This is a genomic window from Bradyrhizobium sp. CCBAU 11357, assembly GCF_028128865.1.
Classification (GTDB): Bacteria; Pseudomonadota; Alphaproteobacteria; order Rhizobiales; family Xanthobacteraceae; genus Bradyrhizobium.
The window spans coordinates 119,572-139,292 of sequence record NZ_LBJW01000113.1 but is presented as its reverse complement, the minus strand read 5'-3'; the positions used below and the strand labels follow the sequence as shown (position 1 = coordinate 139,292).

17 protein-coding genes are annotated in these 19,721 nt (G+C 65.0%); 8 read left to right on the top strand and 9 right to left on the bottom strand.

Annotation, left to right across the window (positions count from 1 at the left end; genetic code table 11):
• Positions 1–66 precede the first annotated feature (66 nt).
• Positions 67–1,647, top strand: a complete 1,581-nt coding sequence (locus tag XI05_RS36565; RefSeq protein WP_271510796.1) for a fatty acid--CoA ligase — start codon at positions 67–69, stop codon at positions 1,645–1,647.
• Between the two features lie 296 nt (positions 1,648–1,943).
• On the opposite strand, the gene XI05_RS36560 is transcribed toward XI05_RS36565, so the two are convergent.
• Positions 1,944–3,218 (bottom strand): acyl-CoA dehydrogenase family protein, encoded by a 1,275-nt coding sequence (locus XI05_RS36560; RefSeq protein WP_271510795.1) that lies wholly within the window; start codon positions 3,216–3,218, stop codon positions 1,944–1,946.
• 213 nt (positions 3,219–3,431) lie between these two features.
• Between XI05_RS36560 and XI05_RS36555 the strand changes: the two genes are divergently transcribed.
• Positions 3,432–4,211: an enoyl-CoA hydratase-related protein gene (locus XI05_RS36555; protein ID WP_271510793.1), complete on the top strand. Its 780-nt coding sequence runs from the start codon at positions 3,432–3,434 to the stop codon at positions 4,209–4,211.
• Positions 4,212–4,462: 251 nt separating this feature from the next.
• Here the strand turns inward: XI05_RS36555 and XI05_RS36550 are convergent, their stop codons facing one another.
• Genes XI05_RS36550 through XI05_RS36540 form a run of 3 tightly spaced genes read right to left on the bottom strand, consistent with a single transcriptional unit; the run spans position 4,463 to position 6,615 of the window.
• The gene (locus tag XI05_RS36550; RefSeq protein ID WP_271510791.1) at positions 4,463–4,840 is read right to left on the bottom strand and encodes a DUF6285 domain-containing protein; all 378 of its coding nucleotides are present in this window, start codon (positions 4,838–4,840) and stop codon (positions 4,463–4,465) included.
• 3 nt (positions 4,841–4,843) lie between these two features.
• Positions 4,844–5,830: a phosphotransferase family protein gene (locus XI05_RS36545; RefSeq protein WP_271510790.1), complete on the bottom strand. Its 987-nt coding sequence runs from the start codon at positions 5,828–5,830 to the stop codon at positions 4,844–4,846.
• Positions 5,827–6,615: an enoyl-CoA hydratase/isomerase gene (locus XI05_RS36540; RefSeq protein ID WP_271510788.1), complete on the bottom strand. Its 789-nt coding sequence runs from the start codon at positions 6,613–6,615 to the stop codon at positions 5,827–5,829. Before XI05_RS36540 ends, XI05_RS36545 begins: the two co-directional genes overlap by 4 nt.
• A 168-nt stretch (positions 6,616–6,783) precedes the next feature.
• Between XI05_RS36540 and XI05_RS36535 the strand changes: the two genes are divergently transcribed.
• From XI05_RS36535 to XI05_RS36525, 3 genes are all read left to right on the top strand, one after another.
• A complete protein-coding gene (locus XI05_RS36535; RefSeq protein WP_271510786.1) occupies positions 6,784–7,563 on the top strand; it encodes an SDR family NAD(P)-dependent oxidoreductase in 780 nt (259 codons plus the stop codon).
• 132 nt (positions 7,564–7,695) lie between these two features.
• Entirely contained in the window at positions 7,696–8,076 is a 381-nt protein-coding gene (locus XI05_RS36530) for a VOC family protein (RefSeq protein ID WP_271510784.1), read from the top strand.
• Positions 8,077–8,364: 288 nt separating this feature from the next.
• Positions 8,365–9,642, top strand: coding sequence for an acyl-CoA dehydrogenase family protein (locus XI05_RS36525; protein ID WP_172784073.1), 1,278 nt, complete (start codon positions 8,365–8,367; stop codon positions 9,640–9,642).
• Positions 9,643–9,818: 176 nt separating this feature from the next.
• Here the strand turns inward: XI05_RS36525 and yghU are convergent, their stop codons facing one another.
• Positions 9,819–10,691 carry a glutathione-dependent disulfide-bond oxidoreductase gene (yghU, locus tag XI05_RS36520; protein WP_172784072.1) on the bottom strand — a complete coding sequence of 291 codons (873 nt, stop codon included), beginning with the start codon at positions 10,689–10,691 and terminating at the stop codon, positions 9,819–9,821.
• Positions 10,692–11,058: 367 nt separating this feature from the next.
• Here yghU and XI05_RS36515 point away from each other — a divergent pair, with 367 nt between their 5' ends.
• Complete coding sequence (locus tag XI05_RS36515; protein ID WP_271510782.1) at positions 11,059–12,192, top strand: nitronate monooxygenase; 1,134 nt, start codon at positions 11,059–11,061, stop codon at positions 12,190–12,192.
• A gap of 112 nt (positions 12,193–12,304) precedes the next feature.
• Positions 12,305–13,819, top strand: a complete 1,515-nt coding sequence (locus XI05_RS36510) for an acetyl-CoA acetyltransferase (protein WP_271510780.1) — start codon at positions 12,305–12,307, stop codon at positions 13,817–13,819.
• Between the two features lie 140 nt (positions 13,820–13,959).
• Here the strand turns inward: XI05_RS36510 and XI05_RS36505 are convergent, their stop codons facing one another.
• The 4 genes from XI05_RS36505 to ltnD form a co-directional block, all read right to left on the bottom strand.
• Positions 13,960–15,651 (bottom strand): methyl-accepting chemotaxis protein, encoded by a 1,692-nt coding sequence (locus tag XI05_RS36505; protein ID WP_271510778.1) that lies wholly within the window; start codon positions 15,649–15,651, stop codon positions 13,960–13,962.
• A 172-nt stretch (positions 15,652–15,823) separates the two neighbouring features.
• Positions 15,824–17,101 carry a 3-oxo-tetronate kinase gene (otnK, locus tag XI05_RS36500; protein WP_271510776.1) on the bottom strand — a complete coding sequence of 426 codons (1,278 nt, stop codon included), beginning with the start codon at positions 17,099–17,101 and terminating at the stop codon, positions 15,824–15,826.
• On the bottom strand, positions 17,098–17,880 hold the full coding sequence (otnI, locus tag XI05_RS36495; protein ID WP_271510775.1) for a 2-oxo-tetronate isomerase: 783 nt from the start codon (positions 17,878–17,880) through the stop codon (positions 17,098–17,100). Before otnI ends, otnK begins: the two co-directional genes overlap by 4 nt.
• 11 nt (positions 17,881–17,891) lie before the next feature.
• On the bottom strand, positions 17,892–18,809 hold the full coding sequence (gene ltnD / locus XI05_RS36490) for an L-threonate dehydrogenase (protein ID WP_271510774.1): 918 nt from the start codon (positions 18,807–18,809) through the stop codon (positions 17,892–17,894).
• 107 nt (positions 18,810–18,916) lie between these two features.
• Here ltnD and otnC point away from each other — a divergent pair, with 107 nt between their 5' ends.
• A complete protein-coding gene (gene otnC / locus XI05_RS36485; protein ID WP_271510773.1) occupies positions 18,917–19,597 on the top strand; it encodes a 3-oxo-tetronate 4-phosphate decarboxylase in 681 nt (226 codons plus the stop codon).
• The last annotated feature ends 124 nt before the right edge of the window (positions 19,598–19,721 follow it).

Here is a 19,721-nt window from a genome sequence, read left to right as displayed (position 1 = left end):
ATCTTGTCTTCACCCGCGGATGACGCCACACTCCCCGGTATAAAAACAAAACTCCACGGGAGAAACATGTCCGCTTCACCGAAACTGGCGAACCTCGCCGACATGGTGCGCGAGCGTGCGAAGAGCCGCGGCAGCGCCATCGCCTACGAGTTCGAAGGCCGCACCACCAGCTTCGCCGAGTTCGACATCAAGACCAACAAGGTCGCCAACGCGCTCCTGGCAATGGGCGTGACGAAGGGCGACCGCATCGCCTATCTCGGCAAGAACAGCGACATCTATTTCGAGCTCTTGATGGGTGCGATGAAGGCTCGCGTGGTGATGGCGCCGGTGAACTGGCGGCTCGCGGGGCCCGAGGTCGCCTTCATCGTTTCGGATTGCAAGGCGCCGGTTTTGTTCGTCGGGCCCGAATTCATCACACAGGTGCGCCAGATCAGGGACCAGATACCGGGCGTGCGCACCATCATCACCACCGAGGGCGGCGCGCCGGAATGGCCAGATTTCACGGCGTGGCGCGATGCGCAGCGCGGCGACGATCCCAAGGTGCCGATCGCGACCCGCGACATCGCGATCCAGCTCTACACGTCGGGCACCACGGGCAAGCCGAAGGGCGCAATGCTGAGCCACGCGAACTTCCTCAACCTGGTGCAGACCGGCAACGCCGAGGACAAGCCGGAATGGAACCGATGGTCGACCGACGACGTCTCGCTGGTTGCGATGCCGATCTTCCACATCGGCGGCTCCGGATGGGGCGTGATGGGTCTCTATCACGGCGCTCGCGGCGTGATCGCGCGCGAGTTCGATCCGACCAAGGTTCTGGATTTCTTCGAGCAGTCGGGCATCACAAAGCTGTTCATGGTACCGGCGGCGATGCAATTCGTGGTGCGGCAGCCCCGCGCCAGGACGGTCGACTTCTCGCGACTGAAATACATGCTGTACGGCGCCTCGCCGATTCCCGCAGCACTGCTGAAGGAATGCATCGAAGTCTTCAAATGCGGCTTCGTGCAGATGTACGGCATGACCGAGACGACAGGCACCATCGTCGCGCTGCCGCCGGAGGATCACGTCGAAGGGCTGGAGCGGATGCGATCGGCCGGCAAGGCGCTGCCGGGCGTCGAGGTCGCGATTCTGGATCCGGACGGCAAACCGCTGCCGCCGCGCCAGGTCGGCGAGATCGCAACGCGCTCAGGCTCCAACATGGCGGGCTATTGGAATCTGCCGGAAGCCACCGCCGCGACGCTGCGCGGCGACGGCTGGCTGCGCACCGGCGATGCCGGCTACATGGATGAGGACGGCTATCTCTACATCCACGACCGCATCAAGGACATGATCATCTCGGGCGGCGAGAACATCTATCCGGCCGAGGTCGAGAGCGCGCTATGCGACCATCCCGACGTCGCGGAAGCCGCCGTGATCGGCGTGCCCGACGACAAATGGGGCGAGGCGGTGAAGGCGGTCGTGGTGATGAAGCCCGGAAAGGAGGCGACCGCCACCGACATCATCAACTTCACCCGCACGCGCATCGCCGGCTACAAGACGCCGAAGAGCGTGGAGTTCCTGCCGGCGCTGCCGAGGAATCCGTCAGGCAAGATCCTGCGACGGCAGCTGCGCGAGCCGTATTGGGCGGGGAAGGATCGACGTGTGAATTGATCGCGAAATGGCGAAGCAATCCACAGCACCACCGCGGTGACATTTCTGGATTGCTTCGCTTCGCTCGCAATGACGGTGTGGAGACAGTGCGCCTCTCTCCCCGTCATTGCGAGGAGCTCGCGACAAAATTGCGTAGCAATTTTGCGCTGATGCGACGAAGCAATCCAGAGTGCCTCCACAAGAAGCGGTACCGTAGGGTGGGCAAAGGCGCAAAGCGCCGTGCCCACGATTCTTCATTTGCAAGAAGAACGGTGGGCACGCTCCGCTTTGCCCACCCTACGATAGCGGTGCATGCCTCAATGCTTGCCCGGTCCCATATAGCCGAACAAGAACCCCGCCACTTTCCGCATCTGGATCTCCTCGCTGCCCTCGGTGATTCGATAACGGCGGTGATGGCGATAGATGTGCTCGAACGGCTTGTGGCGTGAATAGCCCATGCCGCCATGGACCTGCATGGCGCGGTCGGCGGATTCGCAAGCGAGGCGGTTTGCCCAGTAATTGCACATGGAGACGCGGTCGGACAGCGTGCGCTCGATCTGCTCCTCGTTGAGCTGGTCCATCTCCCAGGCGGTCTTGCGGATCAAGAGGCGCAGCATCTCGGCTTGCGTGGCGAGCTCGACCAGCGGGAACTGGATCGCCTGGTTCTCGGCAAGCGCCTTACCGAACGGCTTTCGCTCGCGTGCATACTTCACGCTCTCATTGATGCAGAAGACGGCGGCGCCGAGCGAGCTCGCGGCCTGACGGATGCGGTTCTGGTGCACGAAGCATTGCGCCAATGAGAGTCCACGGCCGACCTCGCCGAACAAGGCATCCTCCGGCACGAAGACGTCGGTGAAGCTGACGCGGGGATGGTCGGTCGGCATGTTGAAGGTCCACATGTACTCCTCGACCTTCACGCCGGGACTTTTGGCCGGCACCAGAAAGCAAGTGATGCCGCGGGCGTCGCCGTCATTGCCACTGGTGCGCGCGAACAGCGCGCAGTGCGTGGCGACATGCATGCCCGTGGTCCACATCTTCTCGCCGTTGATGATCCAGCCCTTGACGTTGTCGCGCGTCGCGGGCACGGCGCGCGTCTCCATGTGGGTTGCGTCCGAGCCGTGATGCGGCTCGGTCAGGCCGAAGGTGATGCGGTACTTGCCCCTGATCGAGCCGTCGATCATCGCCTTCTGGTCGTCGCGGCCGTAGCGGTCGAGCATGGTGACGACGGGAAAGTTGCCGACGATGGAGTGCTCGTTCTGCAGGTCGTTGTGCAGGCCGAGACCCTTTGCGGCGAAGTGCTCGCGGATCACGGCCATCCAGAGATTGGAGCCGTCCTTGCCGCCATATTGCTTCGGCACCGGAAAGCGCAGATGCCCGGCAGCGTCGGCGAGATCCTTGGCCTTGCGCAGGAGCGCCTCCCATTCGTGGCGCGGCAGACCGCCAGTCTCGAAATCGGTGCGCGCCCATTCGCGGCGGTGGTCGAAGAAGCGGATGTTGTCGTCGGCTTGTTCGAGCGGCTTGATCTCGCGCTCGATGAAACGGTCGAGCTCTCCGAGATAGGCGACGAGATCGGCAGGCAATGAGAAATCCACAGGTTCTCTCCCGGATTGATTTTATCGTTTTGCGTTAAGGCGCTAGGCGCATTCTTTCTTGGCACGATTAAGGTGAGAAGAGCGCGTGCAAGTCAAGCAAGCCGAGACGTGACGATGGCGCAAGGCGCACCAGCGCAATTCGATGGTGCTCAGACGCACCCGCACGGTAGTATGGCGCCAATATTCCTTCGAAAGAAAATCCGGGAGCGCGCGATGGAGCTGAAATTCTCAAAGGTGGAACGCAAGGGGCCGATCACGATCGTGACGCTGTCGCGCCCCGAGGTCTACAACGCGCTGCACACCGACGCGCATTTCGAATTGCAAAAAGTATTCGACGATTTCTCCGGAGATCCCGAACAGTGGATCGCGGTCGTCACCGGCGCCGGCGACAAGGCGTTCTGCGCCGGCAATGATTTGAAGTGGCAGGCGGCGGGAGGAAAGCGCGGCTGGGACAAGGGCGGCTTTGCCGGCCTCACCTCACGCTTCGACTGCGACAAGCCGATCATCGCCGCCGTGAACGGCGTCGCCATGGGCGGCGGCTTCGAGATCGCGCTGGCCTGCGACCTCATCATCGCCGCGGAGAACGCAACCTTCGCCCTGCCCGAGCCGCGCGTTGGACTAGCCGCACTCGCCGGCGGCCTGCACCGCCTGCCGCGCCAGATCGGGCTGAAGCGCGCCATGGGCATGATCCTCACCGCGCGCCATGTCAGCGCCAAGGAAGGTTTCGAACTCGGCTTCGTCAACGAGGTGGTGCCGCAGGGCGAGGCGCTGACGGCTGCGCTGCGCTGGGCGGAGATGATCGCCAAGAACTCGCCGATGTCGATCCGCGCCTCGAAGCAGGCGATCCAGAAGGGGCTCGGTGTGTCGCTGGAGCAGGCCATCGCGGAGCAGCGCGACTATCCGGCCGTGCAGGCGATGGTCGCCTCGCAGGATTACATCGAGGGTCCGAAGGCGTTTTCCGAGAAGCGACCGCCGAAATGGGTGGGGAAGTGACCGCGCTCTGCGCGGTCATTCCGGGGCGCGCCCCGCTTGGGCGCGAACCCGGAATCCATCGAGGGTCCGAGGCGGTGGATGAATGGATTCCGGGCTCGTCGCTTCGCGACGCCCCGGAATGACGACTTGAGAGAACCGCGCGCCTGTTTCAACACTGTCATTGCGAGCGCAGCGAAGCAATCCAGACTGCCTCCGCGGAGACCATTCTGGATTGCTTCGTCGCTGCGCTCCTCGCAATGACGGAGAGAGACCTACTTGCCTCTCCCCAGCTCCCGCTTGTAGGACGCATAGTTCGGCTGATCGACCGCGAGCTTGTCCATCGTGGTTGCCCACAGATGCTCGGTGAGGCCGGGGGTTGCCAGATCGACCTCGCCCCTGGCGATGCGATCGGCGAGCGCGCGGTTGAGCTCCATGACCGAGCCGTCGATGCCGAGCAGCGCGCGCAGGCGCTCCACCTCCTCCGCGTCGCTCCCCGCCTCCCGCGTCAGCTGCCGCGTCACGAGGTCGAGGATGTTGATGGCGACGCGCAGCTTGAAGGCCTGGTGGCCGGAGATCAGCGGCGTGATGTCGTTGCGGAGGAAATCGGCGACTGACTTGGTCAGCTCGATCGGGGTCGGCTCGTCCTGCATGTGTCAGCTCCCGCGCGGCGCCAAGAGGCGCAACAGATCGATCTCGGTCTCGCTGGCGCGGCGGCCGATCATGGCGCGCTCCATGGAATGGTCGGGCCCCTCGCGAAAGCGCTGCATCATGCCGCCGCACATGATGCCCCAGCGCAGCGTGCCCATCACTTCCCAGAATTTGACGCGTTCGGGGTCGACCTTGCGGCCCGCAGCCTCGTAACCGGCGAACAGCTCCTCGCGCGAGCCAAAGCCGCCGACGGGCTTGTCGATCTCGCCAAAACGCCACGAGTTGACGCAGACCCAGCCGAGATCCTCCATGGGGTCGCCGAGATGGGCGAGCTCCCAATCGAGCACCGCGCGGACGCCGTCGGCGCCGATGATGAGATTGCCGTTGCGGAAATCGCCATGCACCAGCGTGGTCTCGGCCGAGGGACCGGGATCGTGGTCGCGCAGCCAGCGCAGCCCCAGCTCGAACACAGGCTTGGGCCAGTTCAGGCTGCGATAGTCGCGCTCGAACTCGGCGATCTCCTGGGTCGCGCCCCTGCTGCGCAGCTGAGGCAATTTGTCGTGCGGCAGCCGATGGAGACCTGCGAGAATTCCGCCGATCTGCCGCGCCAGAATGGGGCGCGCCGCCGCGTACTCCTCATCGCGAAGAATCTTGCGCGCGATCGTCTCGCCCTCGACCCGCTGCATGATAAAGCCGGTGCCGAGATCGTCTTCCGGCGTGAGCACATGCATCACGCGCGGCGACGGCACGCCGGCTTCATAAGCAAGCTGCATCAGCTGCGCTTCAGCCGCGAGGCCCGCAGCGCGCGTCGGCGCCGCGCCATAGCCTTTTGGCGAGCGGCGCAGGATGGCGCCGATCGGCCCGTTGGGATGCCTGATGTCGAAGCGCCAAGTTTCCTGGCTGGCGCCGCCGGACAGTTTTGCCGCAGAGGTGACGCCGGTCGCCCCTTCGCACCAGCGCTGGACGCTGCGTGAAAGCGCCGCCTCGATCATTTGCCCTTGAACTGCGCGGGCCGCTTCTCGAGGAAGGCGCCGACGCCCTCGCGGAAATCCTCGGTGTCGCCGGCCCGGAGCTGGCACTGGAATTCCAGATTGAGCTGATCCTCGAAGGAATTCTCTGGGCTGTCCCAATAGAGCTTGCGGATCAGGGACAGCGCCACGGTCGGCCCGCTGGCGAGATCGCGCGCCAGCTTCATCGCCTCCTCCATCAGCACGACGTCATCGTACACGCGGTTGACGAGGCCCCATTCCAGCGCCTTCTCGGCCGGCAGCCGCTCGCCCATCAGCGACAATTCGATCGAGCGCGCGCGCCCGACGAGCCGCGGCAACAGCCAGGTCGAGCCGCAATCCGGCACGAGCCCGATGCGGCGGAAGGCCTGCAGGAAATAGGACGAGCGCGCGCACAAAATCATGTCGCCGAGCAGCGCGAAGCTCATGCCGGCGCCGGCGGCGGGGCCGTTGACCGCGGTGATGATCGGGCAATGCAGATTGCGGATGCGGCGCAGGAAGGGATGAAAGCCGGTCTCCAGCGTCAGGCCGGCCTTGGTCTTCTTCGACTGGTTGTTGCGGCCCTGCAGATTAGCGCCGGTGCAGAACGCGCGCCCTGCGCCGGTCAGCACCACGCAGCGCACCTCGCCCTTCTTCTCCTCGATCGTATCGAGCGCTTCGGCAAGGCCCCCCAGCATGTCCACGGAGACCGCGTTCATCACCTCCTGATGGTCGAGCTTGAGGATCGCGACCGAGCCATCGAAGTCGAGCGTGACGTGTTTGAACTGCATGGTTTCCTCGTCAGTTGCGGCCCGCGTCAGTTTCGCAGACCGGAATTTGGTTTTGCCGGGGCGCATATTTGATTTTTGGCGCGGTCTTGTCCATGGTGATCGGAGCATAGCAAGCAATCTTGTGCGCAGCGGCTGATGGGCCGCAGACCAAGAAACAGGAAACGCGCCATGAACCTCTTCGACCTCTCCGGCCGCGTGGCCGTGATCACCGGTGGCAATGGCGGCATCGGTCTCGGCATCGCGCAGGCGCTCGCGGGCCAGGGTTGCAACGTCTCGATCTGGGGCCGCAATGCTGACAAGAACAAGGCCGCTGCCGCGAGCATGGCGGGCCTCTCGGGCAAGGTCGACAGCCGCGTCTGCGACGTCAGCGACCGGGCCTCGGTCGATGCCGCGATGAAGGCGACGCTCGACACCTTCGGCCGGGTCGATGGCTGCTTCGCCAATGCCGGCATCGGCGGCGGCGGCCGGCGCGCCTTCATCGAGCGCACCGAGGAGGAATGGCGCACGATGTTCGCGACCAATCTCGACGGCGTGTTCCACGCCTTCCAGGCCGCGGCGAAGCACATGACGGATCGCGCCAATGCCGGCGATCCCTTCGGCCGGCTGGTTGCGACTTCGAGCCTCGCCTCGATCTTCGGCACCGCGCGCAACGAGCATTATGCCGCGACCAAGGCCGCCATCAACGCGCTGGTGCGCGCGCTCGGCGTCGAGCTGGCGCGCCACGGCGTCACCGCCAATGCGATCCTGCCCGGCTGGATCAAGAGCGACATGACATCAGGTCTCATGGCCAACGACAAGTTCGTCGCCAACGTGATGCCGCGGATTCCGATGCGGCGGTTCGGCGAGGCGTCGGATTTCGGCGGCATCGCGGTGTATCTGATGAGCAAGGCGTCGTCGTATCACACCGCGGACACGTTCGTGATCGACGGCGGCTATACCGCGTTTTGATTTTTCGTAGGGTGGCCAAAGGCGCTCTTGCGCCGTGCCCACCATCAGCATTTTTTCGAATGTCGTGGTGGGCACGCTGCGCTTTGCCCACCCTACGGCTTCTCGTTTGTGAGCGCAGAGGGGAATGGGCAAATGTTCTCGCACGTGATGATCGGCACCAACGATCTCGACAAGGCCAAGACGTTCTACGACAAGCTGCTCGGCACGCTCGAGGTGCGGCCGGCCAGGGTCGACGGCCATCGCATCTTCTACATCACCAAGACCGGCGTGTTCTCGGTGTCGAAGCCGATCAACGGCGAACCGGCGACATGCGCGAATGGCGCCACGATCGGCTTTGCCGCCAATTCGCCGGAACAGGTCGATGCGTGGCACGCGGCGGGCGTCGCAGCCGGCGGCAAGCCGATCGAGGATCCGCCCGGCATCCGGGAGGGCTCCGGGGTGAAGCTCTATCTCGCCTATCTGCGCGACCTCGACGGTAACAAGATCTGCGCGATGCATCGGATGCCGGCGTGAGGCCGACCGATCTCTCCTCGTCATTGCGAGGAGCTTTTGCGACGAAGCAATCCAGACTGCCGCCGCGGTAAGATTCTGGATTGCTTCGCTACGCTCGCAATGACGGAGTCCTGGGCTCGGACGGCGCTCCAGCCCAGCGCGCCTCCCCCATTCAAACAACATTTCAAACGCTCCTCGCGATATTCCATCGCATGGCATGGCCTCGCGCGTGAAAATGCGCGCTCGCACTTTGCCGGCGCTGCGACTATTCTTGCGCTCAACACAATTCTAGCGATCCCGGGAGGACCAATGACAAAACACACCTACATTCCGCGCACCACCAACTACACGCTCAATCCCGGCGACGAGCTCAACGATCTCAGGATGTCGGACCAGGTCCGGCCGCTCTACGATCACGTCAAGAAGTTCATCCGCGACACCGTCGAGCCGATGTCGATCGAGTTCGCCAAGGCCGGCGAAAGCAAGGAAGATCGCTGGAGCTTTACGCCGAAGCAGCTCGAGGTTCTGGAGAAAGCCAAGAACAAGGCCAAGCAGGAAGGCCTCTGGAACTTCTTCCTGCCCGATGACGAGACCGGCCAGGGCCTGAAGAACCTCGACTACGCCTATATCGCCGCCGAGCTCGGCAAGAGCCCGCTGGCGTCCGAGACCATGAACTGCTCGGCGCCCGACACCGGCAACATGGAGGTGCTGGAGCGCGTCGGCACCAAGGAGCAGAAGGAGACGTGGCTGAAGCCGCTGCTCAACGGCGAGATCCGCTCGGCCTATGTCATGACCGAGCCGAACGTCGCCTCCTCCGACGCCAAGAACATCTCGACCACCGCCAAGCTCGTTGGCGACGAATGGGTGATCAACGGCGAGAAGTATTACATCTCCGGTCTCGGCGATCCCCGCTGCAAGATCCTCATCGTGATGGTGAAGACCAATCCGGACGCGGCGCCGAGCAAGCAGCAGTCGCAGATCCTGGTGCCGCGCGACACGCCCGGCGTCGAGGTGCTCGGTCCCATGTACGTGTTCGGCCAGGACCACGCCCCCCGCGGCCACATGCATATGCGCTTCAACAATGTGCGGGTGCCGAAGGAGAACATCCTGCTCGGCGAAGGCCGCGGCTTCGAGATCTCGCAGCTCCGGCTCGGACCGGGGCGCATCCATCACTGCATGCGCACCATCGGCAAGGCCGAGAAGGCGCTCGACCTGATGGTGCAGCGGGGCCTGACCCGCGAGGCCTTCGGCAAGAAGATCGCCCATCTCGGCGGCAACATGCAGATCATCGCGCAAGCGCGCTGCGAGATCGAGGCGATGCGGCTGATGGTGCTGAAGGCCGCCAAGGCCATGGACGTGCTCGGCAACAAGGAGGCCCGCGTCTGGGTCTCCATGGTCAAGGCCATGGTACCCGAGCGCGCCTGCAGGATCATCGATCAGGCGATCCAGATGCACGGCGCCACCGGCATCTCGCACTGGACCCCGCTTGCCGAGATGTACCAGGACGTGCGGCACCTGCGCTTCGCCGACGGTCCGGACGAGGTGCACTGGATGGTGGTGGGCCGCCACGAGCTGAGCATGGCGTGACTTCCGAGATGCGTAGGGTGGGCAAAGGCGCGCTCTTCGCGCGCTGTGCCCACCAATGCGGCCTACGAGAGAGGTGGTGGGCACGCTTACGCTTTGCCCACCCTACGAGACCTCTACAAGATTTCGATCGAATTCGGCCTCTCCCTGCAAGCGGGGAGAGTTGAAGAAGAAAGCGCCTACGTCGCGGGCACGAGCTTGTCCTGCGTCTTGGTCTCGAAATCGGACGCATCGTGGCGCTCGTGGAGCTGGCTGGCAGGATCGCCGGAGACGCGGTTGACCATGCGGCCGCGCTTGACGGCCGGACGCTTGGCGATCTGGTCGGTCCAGCGCTGCACGTTCTTGTAGTCCTGCACCGACAAGAATTCGCCGGCGCCATAGACCAGGCCCTTGGCGAGCGCGCCGTACCAGGGCCACACCGCGATGTCGGCGATCGTGTAGTCCTTGCCCGCGAGATATTCGTTGTCGGCGAGACGCCGGTCGAGCACATCGAGCTGGCGCTTGGTCTCCATCGCGAAACGGTCGATGGCGTATTCGATCTTGGTCGGCGCGTAGGCGTAGAAATGGCCGAAGCCGCCGCCGAGATAGGGCGCGCTGCCCATTTGCCAGAACAGCCAGGACATCGCCTCGGTGCGGGTCTTGATGTCCTTCGGCAGGAAGGCGCCGAACTTCTCGGCGAGGTAGAACAGGATCGAGCCTGACTCGAACACCCGGATCGGCTCCGGGCCGGAGCGATCCATGAGCGCGGGGATCTTGGAATTCGGATTGATGTCGACGAAGCCGCTGCCGAACTGGTCGCCGTTGCCGATCCTGATCAGCCAGGCGTCGTATTCGGCGCCCTTGTGGCCCAGCGCCAGGAGCTCCTCCAGCATCACGGTGACCTTCACCCCGTTCGGCGTCGCCAGCGAGTAGAGCTGAAGGGGATGCTTGCCGACCGGCAGCTCCTTGTCGTGGGTGGGGCCGGCGATCGGCCGGTTGATGTTGGCGAATTGACCGCCGTTCTCCTTGTTCCAGGTCCAGACTTTGGGCGGCACGTAGGGGGCGTCGGTCATGCGGGGCTCCAGCAAAAAAGATGCGCCTGCATTAATTAGCCCGCGAATGCCGAATGACAAGGCCTCTAAGACGCATTGCCGGGCGGGGCATCTCACCGTTTTGTCATGGCAAGCTCCCTCCCGTCATTCCGGGGCGCCCGGAGGGCGAACCCGGAATCCATCGGTCGCCAGGAATGCTCCGAGGAATGGATTCCGGGTTCTCGCTGACGCGAGCCCCGGAATGACGGCGTCCCCTGGGACGCCGATCGAGCGCGACGTCTCCGCACAAGATGCGCGGCCGAATCCGGCATGTCATCGATCGGCTCGCGTCACTTTGCTTTGCCAGCGAAAGCAACGAGAATGCGAAGCCTGCCGCCGGGAGAGAGCCATGAAATCGCCGATCTGCGACATGCTGGGGATCGATTTCCCGCTGCTCGCCTTCAGCCATTGCCGCGACGTCGTTGCCGCCGTCAGCCGCGCCGGCGGGTTTGGTGTATTGGGGGCGACGGTGCATACGCCGGATACGCTCGAACGTGAGCTGAAGTGGATCGACGATCACGTCGACGGCAAGCCCTACGGCATCGACGTGCTGATCCCGGAAAACATCTCGACCGCCGGCGAGAAGGACGTCACCTGGAAGAGCCTGGAAGCGCGGGTGCCGCAGGAGCATCGCAACTACACGCGCGAGCTCCTGAAGAAGTACGACATCGAGCTGACCGCTACTGAAGTTGCGGACAATCAGCCGCAGCCGTTCGACGGCAAGACCGCGCTTCAGCTGCTCGAGGTCTCCTTCGATCATCCGATCCGCCTGATCGCCAACGCGCTGGGCGTGCCGCCGAAGGCGATGATCGAGATGGGCAAGAAGCACGGCGTGCCGGTTGCCGCGCTGGTCGGCGCCAAGGAGCACGCGCTGCGCCAGGTCGCGGCCGGCGTCGACATTCTCGTGGTGCAGGGCACCGAGGCCGGCGGCCATTGCGGCGAGGTCTCGACCATGGTGCTGGTGCCGGAGGTGATCAAGGCGATCAAGCCCATTCGCGACGTGCCGGTGCTGGCGGCCGGCGGCATCATGACGGGACGGCAGATGGCGGCCTGCATGGCGATGGGCGCGGCCGGCGCCTGGACCGGCTCGGTGTGGCTTGCGACCGTGGAGGCCGAGACCACGGAGATCTTTCGCGAGAAGATGATCGCGGCCTCCTCGCGCGATGCGGTGCGCTCGAAGGGCCGCACCGGCAAGCCGGCGCGGCAGCTCCGCTCGGTCTGGACCGATGCCTGGGACCGCGCGCCCGACAGCCCGGGCGCGCTGCCGATGCCGCTGCAAAGCATCATCAGCCGCGACGCCTTCCATTCGATCGACCGGGCCGCCGCAAGCGGCAACGCGAGGGCGCGCGATCTCGTCAGCTATTTCGTCGGCCAGGGCGTCGGCCTGATCGACAGCGTGAAATCGGCGGGTGCCGTGGTACAGGAGTTCAAGCAAGATTTCGCCGAAGCCGTCGAGCACATGAATGCGCTGGTGGCGGAGTAGTCACGACCTCGTCATTGCGAGGGCAGCGAAGCAATCCAGACTGCCTCCGCGGAAATATCCTGGATTGCTTCGCTGCGCTCGCAATGACGAAACAGACATCGTGAATTGAAGCATGACAGATAAGAACAAGAATCCCGAAGACCGCATTCCCGTCATCGTCGGCATCGGCGAGATCGTCGACCGCCCGAAGGAGATCACCGACGGTCTCGAGCCGCTCGACCTGCTCGAACAGGCGTTGCGGCGCGCCGAACAGGACGCCGGTGCAAAGCTGCTCGGCCAGGTGCAATCGCTCGACGTCGTCAATTTCCTGAGCTGGCGCTATCGCGATCCGGAGCAGCTTTTGGCGCAACGCCTCGGCATCTCGCCGGCGCATTGCTATTACGGCCCGGTCGGTGGCGAGAGCCCGATCCGCTACATCCACGAGGCGGCCAAGCGTATCGCGCGCGGCGAGTGCAGCGTCGCGGCGGTGTGCGGCGCGGAGGCGCAATCGACCGCGACCAAGGCGGAGCGCGCCGGCATCAAGCTGCCGTGGACGCCGTTCGCCCATGACGTCGAGGAGCCCAAGCGCGGCGCGGCGTTCCAGAAGCCCTTGGCAGTGAAGCTCGGCGTGTTTCGCCCTGTGACCGTCTATCCGTTCTACGAAGCGGCCTCCTCGGCGCATTGGGGCCAGACGCCGCGCGAGGCGATGGCGGAATCAGGCACGCTGTGGTCGCGCTATTCGGAAGCCGCCGCGCAAAACCCCAATGCCTGGCTGAAGCGGCGCTACGCGCCCGAGGAGATCACGACGCCGACCGCGGACAACCGCCTGATCGCCTGGCCCTATAACAAACTGATGGTGGCCAACCCCAGCGTCAACATGGGCGGCGCGCTGCTGCTCACCAGTCTTGCCAAGGCGCGGGCGGCCGGGGTCGCCGAGGACAAACTGGTCTACCCGCTCGGCGGTGCTTCGGCGGAAGAGCCGCGCGACTATCTGCTGCGCGACCAGTTTTACGAGAGCCACCCGCAGAACGCCGTGCTCAAGAGCGTGATGAACCTGGCCGGCGGCGGCAACAAGTTCGACGCGATCGAGCTCTACAGCTGCTTCCCCTGCGTGCCCAAGATGGCGCGGCGGACGCTGGGCTTGGGACCCGACGTGCAGCCGACCGTGACCGGCGGCCTCACCTTCTTCGGCGCGCCGCTCAACACCTACATGACGCATGCGGCCTGTGCGATGGTGCGGCGTGTGCGCGACGGCGCCAGGCTCGGCCTGCTCTACGGCCAGGGCGGCTTCGTCACCAAGCACCACGCGCTGGTGGTGTCGAAGACGCCGCCGCGCGAGGCGCTGGCGCAGGAGACGAGCGTGCAGGACGAGGCCGATCGCAACAAGCGCGCGGTGCCGGAGTTCGTGACCGAGGCTTCGGGCAAGGGCAAGGTCGAAAGCTTTACCGTGCTTTACGGCCGCGGCGACGACGTCGAGCACGGCGTCGTGATGCTGCGGACAGAGGACGATCGCCGCACGCTGGCGCGGATTCCGGCAAGCGATGGCGCGACGCTGGCGCATCTGCTCGACATGGACCGCACCCCGGTCGGCTCGCTCGGCGAGATCGCTATGGCAGAAGATGGCGTGCCGGAGTGGCGCGCGGCGTGATCTCGTAGGGTGGGCAAAGCGAAGCGTGCCCACGACCTTCGTGTGATCCGGAAAGAATGGTGGGCACGGCGCAAGAGCGCCTTTGCCCACCCTACGAGATCTCAGCCCTTCGGCGCCTGTTTTTCCGACGCGGTCGAGACTCAGGCAGCGCGGACGCTCGTCAGGAACCTGCCGACCTCGGTCTTCAGCCGGTTCGAATCGTTCGACAGCATCTGCGCCGCGGACAGCACCTGCGATGACGCCGTGCCGGTCTCGGTCGCGCCGCGCTGCACGTCGGTGATGTTGGACGAAACCTGCTGGGTTCCCTGCGCCGCCTGCTGCACGTTGCGGGCAATCTCCTGCGTCGCGGCACCCTGCTCTTCCACCGCAGCCGCGATGGCGGACGAGATCTCCGACAGGCGCTCGATGGTCGAGGAGATCTCCTTGATCGCACCGACCGAATCATTGGTCGCCGTCTGGATGCCGGAAATCTGCTGGCCGATCTCGCCGGTCGCCTTCGCGGTCTGCTCGGCGAGCGCCTTCACCTCGGAGGCGACGACGGCAAAGCCGCGGCCGGCTTCGCCTGCGCGTGCTGCCTCGATGGTGGCGTTCAGCGCCAGCAGGTTGGTCTGGCCGGCGATGGTGTTGATCAGCTCGACGACGTCGCCGATGCGCGCGGCAGCCTTGGACAATTCGCTGACGCGCTCGGTGGTGGCACGGGCCTGACCGACGGCATCGCCGGCCATCCGCGCGGATTCCTGCACCTGACGGCTGATCTCGCCGACCGACGAAGCCATCTCCTCGGTCGCCGAGGCCACCGATTGCACGTTGGTCGAGGCTTCCTCCGAGGCGCCGGCAACCGTGGTCGCCAGCCGCTGCGAGCGGTCGGCGGTCGCGGTCAGCGTCGAGGCGGAAGCCTCTAACTGGGTCGAGGCCGACGACACGGTCTGCACGATCTCGCCGATCATGGTCTCGAATTCGCGGGTGATGTTGTCGACGCGGCGACCGCGCTCGATCTTGGCTTCCGCATCGGCCGCGGCGGCTTCGTCGGCGGCCTTCTTGGCGATCAGCGCCTCCTTGAAGATCTGGAGCACGTCGGCCATGGCACCGATCTCGGTCTTCTCGCCCCGGTGCGGGACTTCGGCGGAGAGGTCCCCCTTGCCCAGCGCCTGCATCGGCAGTGTGATGGAGTTGATGCCGCTGGAGACGTCGCGGACGAGATAGAAGCCGACGCCGATGCCGATGACGACGGCAGCGCCGAGCATGATCGAAACCAGCAGGAACGCATGATAGTAGCTGTCGGCCGCGTCGCTGGCGGCCTGGTCACCGCCTTTGGTGTTGAGATCGATGTCCTTCTGCAGGACCTCGTCGGACTTCAGCCCGATCTTGTTGACCGTCTTGGTGTTGAGCTCATGGGACCCATGCGGAACCTTGCCGAACTCCATGCGCGACAGTTCCATGACGTCCTGGGCGCCCTTTTGGTACTCGGCCCACAGCTTCGACCACTCCGCATAGAGCGCCCGCTCTTCCGGCGAGGTGATCATCGGCTCGTACTTCTTTCGAGCCTTGGCCAGCATCTCGGTGACGGTCGCGGCGGTCTGTTCCGTCGCCAGCTTGTCATCTAGCGTCTCGGACAACATGTGCTCGCGGACCACGTTGCGATAGGTGATGACGGCGGCCCGGATCTCGCCCAGCACCCGCACGCTCGGCATCCAGCTCGTCGTGATGTCGACCGTGTTGGCGTTCATCGACCGCATCTTCATGACGGCGAGCAGGCCCATGCCGGCCATCGCGACCAGCAGGAACGCCACGACACTGATGATCTTGGCGCGGATGGAAATGGTGGCGAGCATAATAGAAGTCTCTTTGTGCTGGCGGCGGTGCCGCGCCCGGAAGTTCTACGAATCAACCAAAGGGAGCAGCACCGACATCCGACAGCAGAGCACCCGTGCAGGTGTCAGCAACGACTCCGTGCGAGTTACGGAGCCCGAAACAAGTGAACAGGCAGCTAAAAATGCCCTGCGTTCAGCGCATGAGCCTAAGCGCATCCGTGAAGAACTCTGCGCCGCCGAAATTTCCGGACTTCAGGGCGAGCAACATGTCGCCAGCTTCCGAGCCGACCGCGCGCAGGACCGGAACTCCCGCAGCGATTTCCACTCCTACGAGAAATCCGGGAATCCTCAACCGATCGACCACGGCGCCGGATGTCTCGCCACCGGCGACGACCAGGCGCCGGACGCCGGCCTGAACCAAGCCCTCGGCGATATCGGCCATGGCCTGCTCGATGGCGTGGCCCGCGGCATCGCGGCCATGGCGCGCCTGCACGGCGGCAACGGCTTCCGGCGTCGCGCTCGAAGCGATCAGCACCGGACCTTCCGCAAGCCGCGGCCTTGCCCAGTCCAGCGCGCGCTGCGCTTCGCCGGCGTCCGCGACGATCTGCTCGGGATCGAGATGGAGCACCGGCATGATGCGCTCGGCGACGGCAATCTGCTGAAGCGTCGCCTGCGAGCAACTGCCGGCAAGGCATGCAGCCGATCCGCCGACCGCAGCGCCGGTTTCGCTGCTCGGCGGCGCCGACTTCACCTTGCCCGTCGACACCAGCGCGCGCGCAAGCCCGAGGCCCATGCCCGATGCGCCGACCGACAGAAGGTGTTCGGCGGCGACGAGACCGATGGTTTCGAGGTCGCGGTCGAATACGGCATCGATGATCGCGACACCGATGCCCTTGGCGGCGAGCTCGGCCAGCCGTGCCCGCACCGCCTCCGCGCCGCGCGTGACGGGGGCGAGATCGACGAGGCCAACCTGCGTCCTGCTCTGGCGCGCCAGCACGCGCACCAGGTTGGAATCATGCATCGGGTTGAGCGGATGGTCCTTCAGCGGGCTCTCGTTCAGCGGCACGGCGCCGACGAACAAATTGCCCTGATAGACGGTGCGCCCGGTCTCCGGAAAGGCCGGCGTCACCAGTACGGCTCCCTCGCCGCAATCGGCACGCAGCGCGTCCATGACGGGGCCGATATTGCCGGCATCGGTGGAATCGAAGGTCGAGCAGATCTTGAACAGCACGTGACGCGCGCCGCGACTGCGCAGCCATTTGTCCGCTGCGCGCGAGCGCGACACGGCAAGGCCGGCCTCGATCGAGCGGCTCTTCAAGGACACCACGACGGCATCGACCTCGGGCAGCGCCAGATCGTCGGCAGGTATGCCGATGGTCTGGACGGTGCGCAGGCCCGCGCGGGTCAGCGTGTTGGCGAGATCGGAAGCGCCGGTGTAGTCGTCGGCGATGCAGCCCAATGCAAGTGTCACGGCTTCACTCCCGCATAGGGCTTGAACCAGGCGAGGCCATCGGTGGTCTTGCCGCGTGGATTGTATTCGCAGCCGACGAAGCCGGCATAGCCGAGCCGGTCGAGCTCATCGAACAGGAACGGATAGTTCAGCTCCTCGCCGTCCGGTTCGTTGCGCGAGGGAATGCTGGCGATCTGGATGTGGCCGATGATCGGCATCATCTCGCGCAGCCGCATGGTGACGTCGCCATGGATGATCTGGCAGTGATAGATGTCGAACTGAAGTTTCAGGTTCGCAAGCCTCAGTTCCTGGATCAGATCCCGCGCGAAGCCGAAATCGTTGAGGAAGTAGCCGGGCACGTTGCGGGCATTGATCGGCTCGATCACGACGTCGATGCCGTGCGGCGCGAAGAATTCCGCAGCCCAGGCCACCGATTTGTAGAAGACCTCGATCGCGGCGCGCTCGCTGCGGTTGGCGATGCCGGCCATCAGGTGCAGGCGCTTGACGCCGGTCGCCTTGGCATAAGGCAGTGCCCTCTCCAGGCTCGCCTTGAGATCGGAGAAGCGTGATGGCAGCGCGGCAAAGCCCTTCTCACCGGCGTTCCAGTCGCCCGGCGGCAGGTTGAACAGCGCCTGGGTCAGGCCGTTGCGCTTGAGCCGCTCGCCGACGGCCTCGGCGGGATGCTCGTAGGGAAACAGGAACTCGACCGCGGTGAAGCCCGCTTGCGCAGCGGCGTCGAAGCGGTCGAGGAACGACACCTCGGTGAACATCATCGAGAGATTGGCGGCGAAACGGGGCATTGGAGATCCTCTTACTTGTCGCCGGGCAGCTTGACGCCGGTGACCTGCGCATACATCCGCGCCACCGATGCGTCATCGTCACGGCCCATGCCGGCAGCCGACGTCATCAGGAACATCTGGAGCGCGGCGGCGGAGACCGGCACCGGGAATCGGGCGCTGCGCGCCATGTCCTGGATGATGCCGAGATCCTTGACGAAGATCTCCACCGCGCTGCGCGGCGTGTAGTCGCCGTCGAGCACGTGCGGCATGCGGTTCTCGAACATCCATGAATTGCCGGCTGAGGCGGTGATCACCTCGTAGACCTTGCGGATGTCGAGGCCCTGCTTGGCCGCGAACGCCATCGCTTCGCTGGCGGCGGCGATGTGAACGCCGGCGAGCAGCTGATTGATCATCTTGAACGCAGCGCCCTGCCCGGCGGCATCGCCGAGCTCGTAGAGCTTGGCAGCCATGGCATCGAGCGCCGGCCGCGCTTTGGCAAAGGCGGCCGGGCTGCCGGAGGCAAGAATCGTCAATTCGCCTTGCGCGGCGCGCTGTGCTCCGCCGGAGATCGGCGCATCCAGATAATGCCGGCCGGTCGCCTCCAGCTGCGTGGCCAGGCGCCGCGCCACATCCGGGTCCATGGTCGCCGAGGAGACGAAGACGCTGTCCTTCGGCATGGTCTCGGCGGCGCCATCCTTGCCGAACAGGATCGCCTCGGTCTGCGCGGCATTGACGACGACGCTGACGACGATATCGGCGTCCTTGGCCGCTTCGGCCGGCGTCTTGGCTCCCGCGCCGCCGTCCTTCACGAGGCGCGCGACGGCATCCGCCGAGACGTCGCAGCCGGTCACGGCGTGGCCGGCGCGCTTGAGCGAGGTCGCCATGCCAAATCCCATCGAACCGAGCCCGACGACGGCGATACGCTGACTTTGTGACGTGGAGGCGGACATATGCAACTGACCCTTGCGAACGTTTCCCGGATGGCCGCCCTTTTGCGGCAGCTTGGCAACCGAATAACACGGCTTGGCCGCGCTGCCAAAGCGTGAGACAAGCAGGCATGACGGCCATGAGAACCGAAACGAGCAACGAAACAAGGCTGCGCGAGGAGATTTGCCGCTTCGGACGATCCCTGTTCGAGCGCGGGCTGACGCCGGGCTCCTCCGGCAATATCAGCGTCAAGCTGGACGACGGAGGCTGGCTGGTGACGCCGACCAACGCCTCGCTCGGTTTTCTCGATCCCGCAAAACTGTCACGGATGGATAGCGGGAGCCGGCTGGTCTCGGGCGATGCGCCGACCAAGGAAGTTCCGCTGCACACGGCCCTCTACGATACGCGCGGAAGCGCGCGGGCCATCGTGCATCTGCACTCCACGCATTCGGTCGCGCTCTCGATGCTCCCCGAGATCGACCCGCGCGCCGCGCTGCCGCCGATGACGGCCTATTACCTGATGAAATGCGGCGCCACCGCACTCGTGCCCTATTACCGCCCCGGCGATCCCGCGGTCGCGGATGCGATCAAGGGGCTGGCGGGGAAATATTCATCCGTGCTGCTCGCCAATCACGGTCCGGTCGTTGCCGGCGACACGCTGGAAGCCGCCGTGTTCGCCACGGAGGAGTTGGAAGAGACGGCGAAGCTGTACCTGCTGCTGCGCGGGATGAACCCGCGGTATCTGTCGCCGGAGCAGGTGAAGGATCTGGTGAAGGTGTTCGGGGTGACGCTGCCGGAGCATGGGCACTAGGCCCTGCCCTATCCTCGTCATTGCGAGCGCAGCGAAGCAATCCAGAGTCCCTCCGCGGAAACACTCTGGATTGCTTCGCTGCGCTCGCAATGACGGAGATTGTGGCGGCACCTGTAGCCCGCAT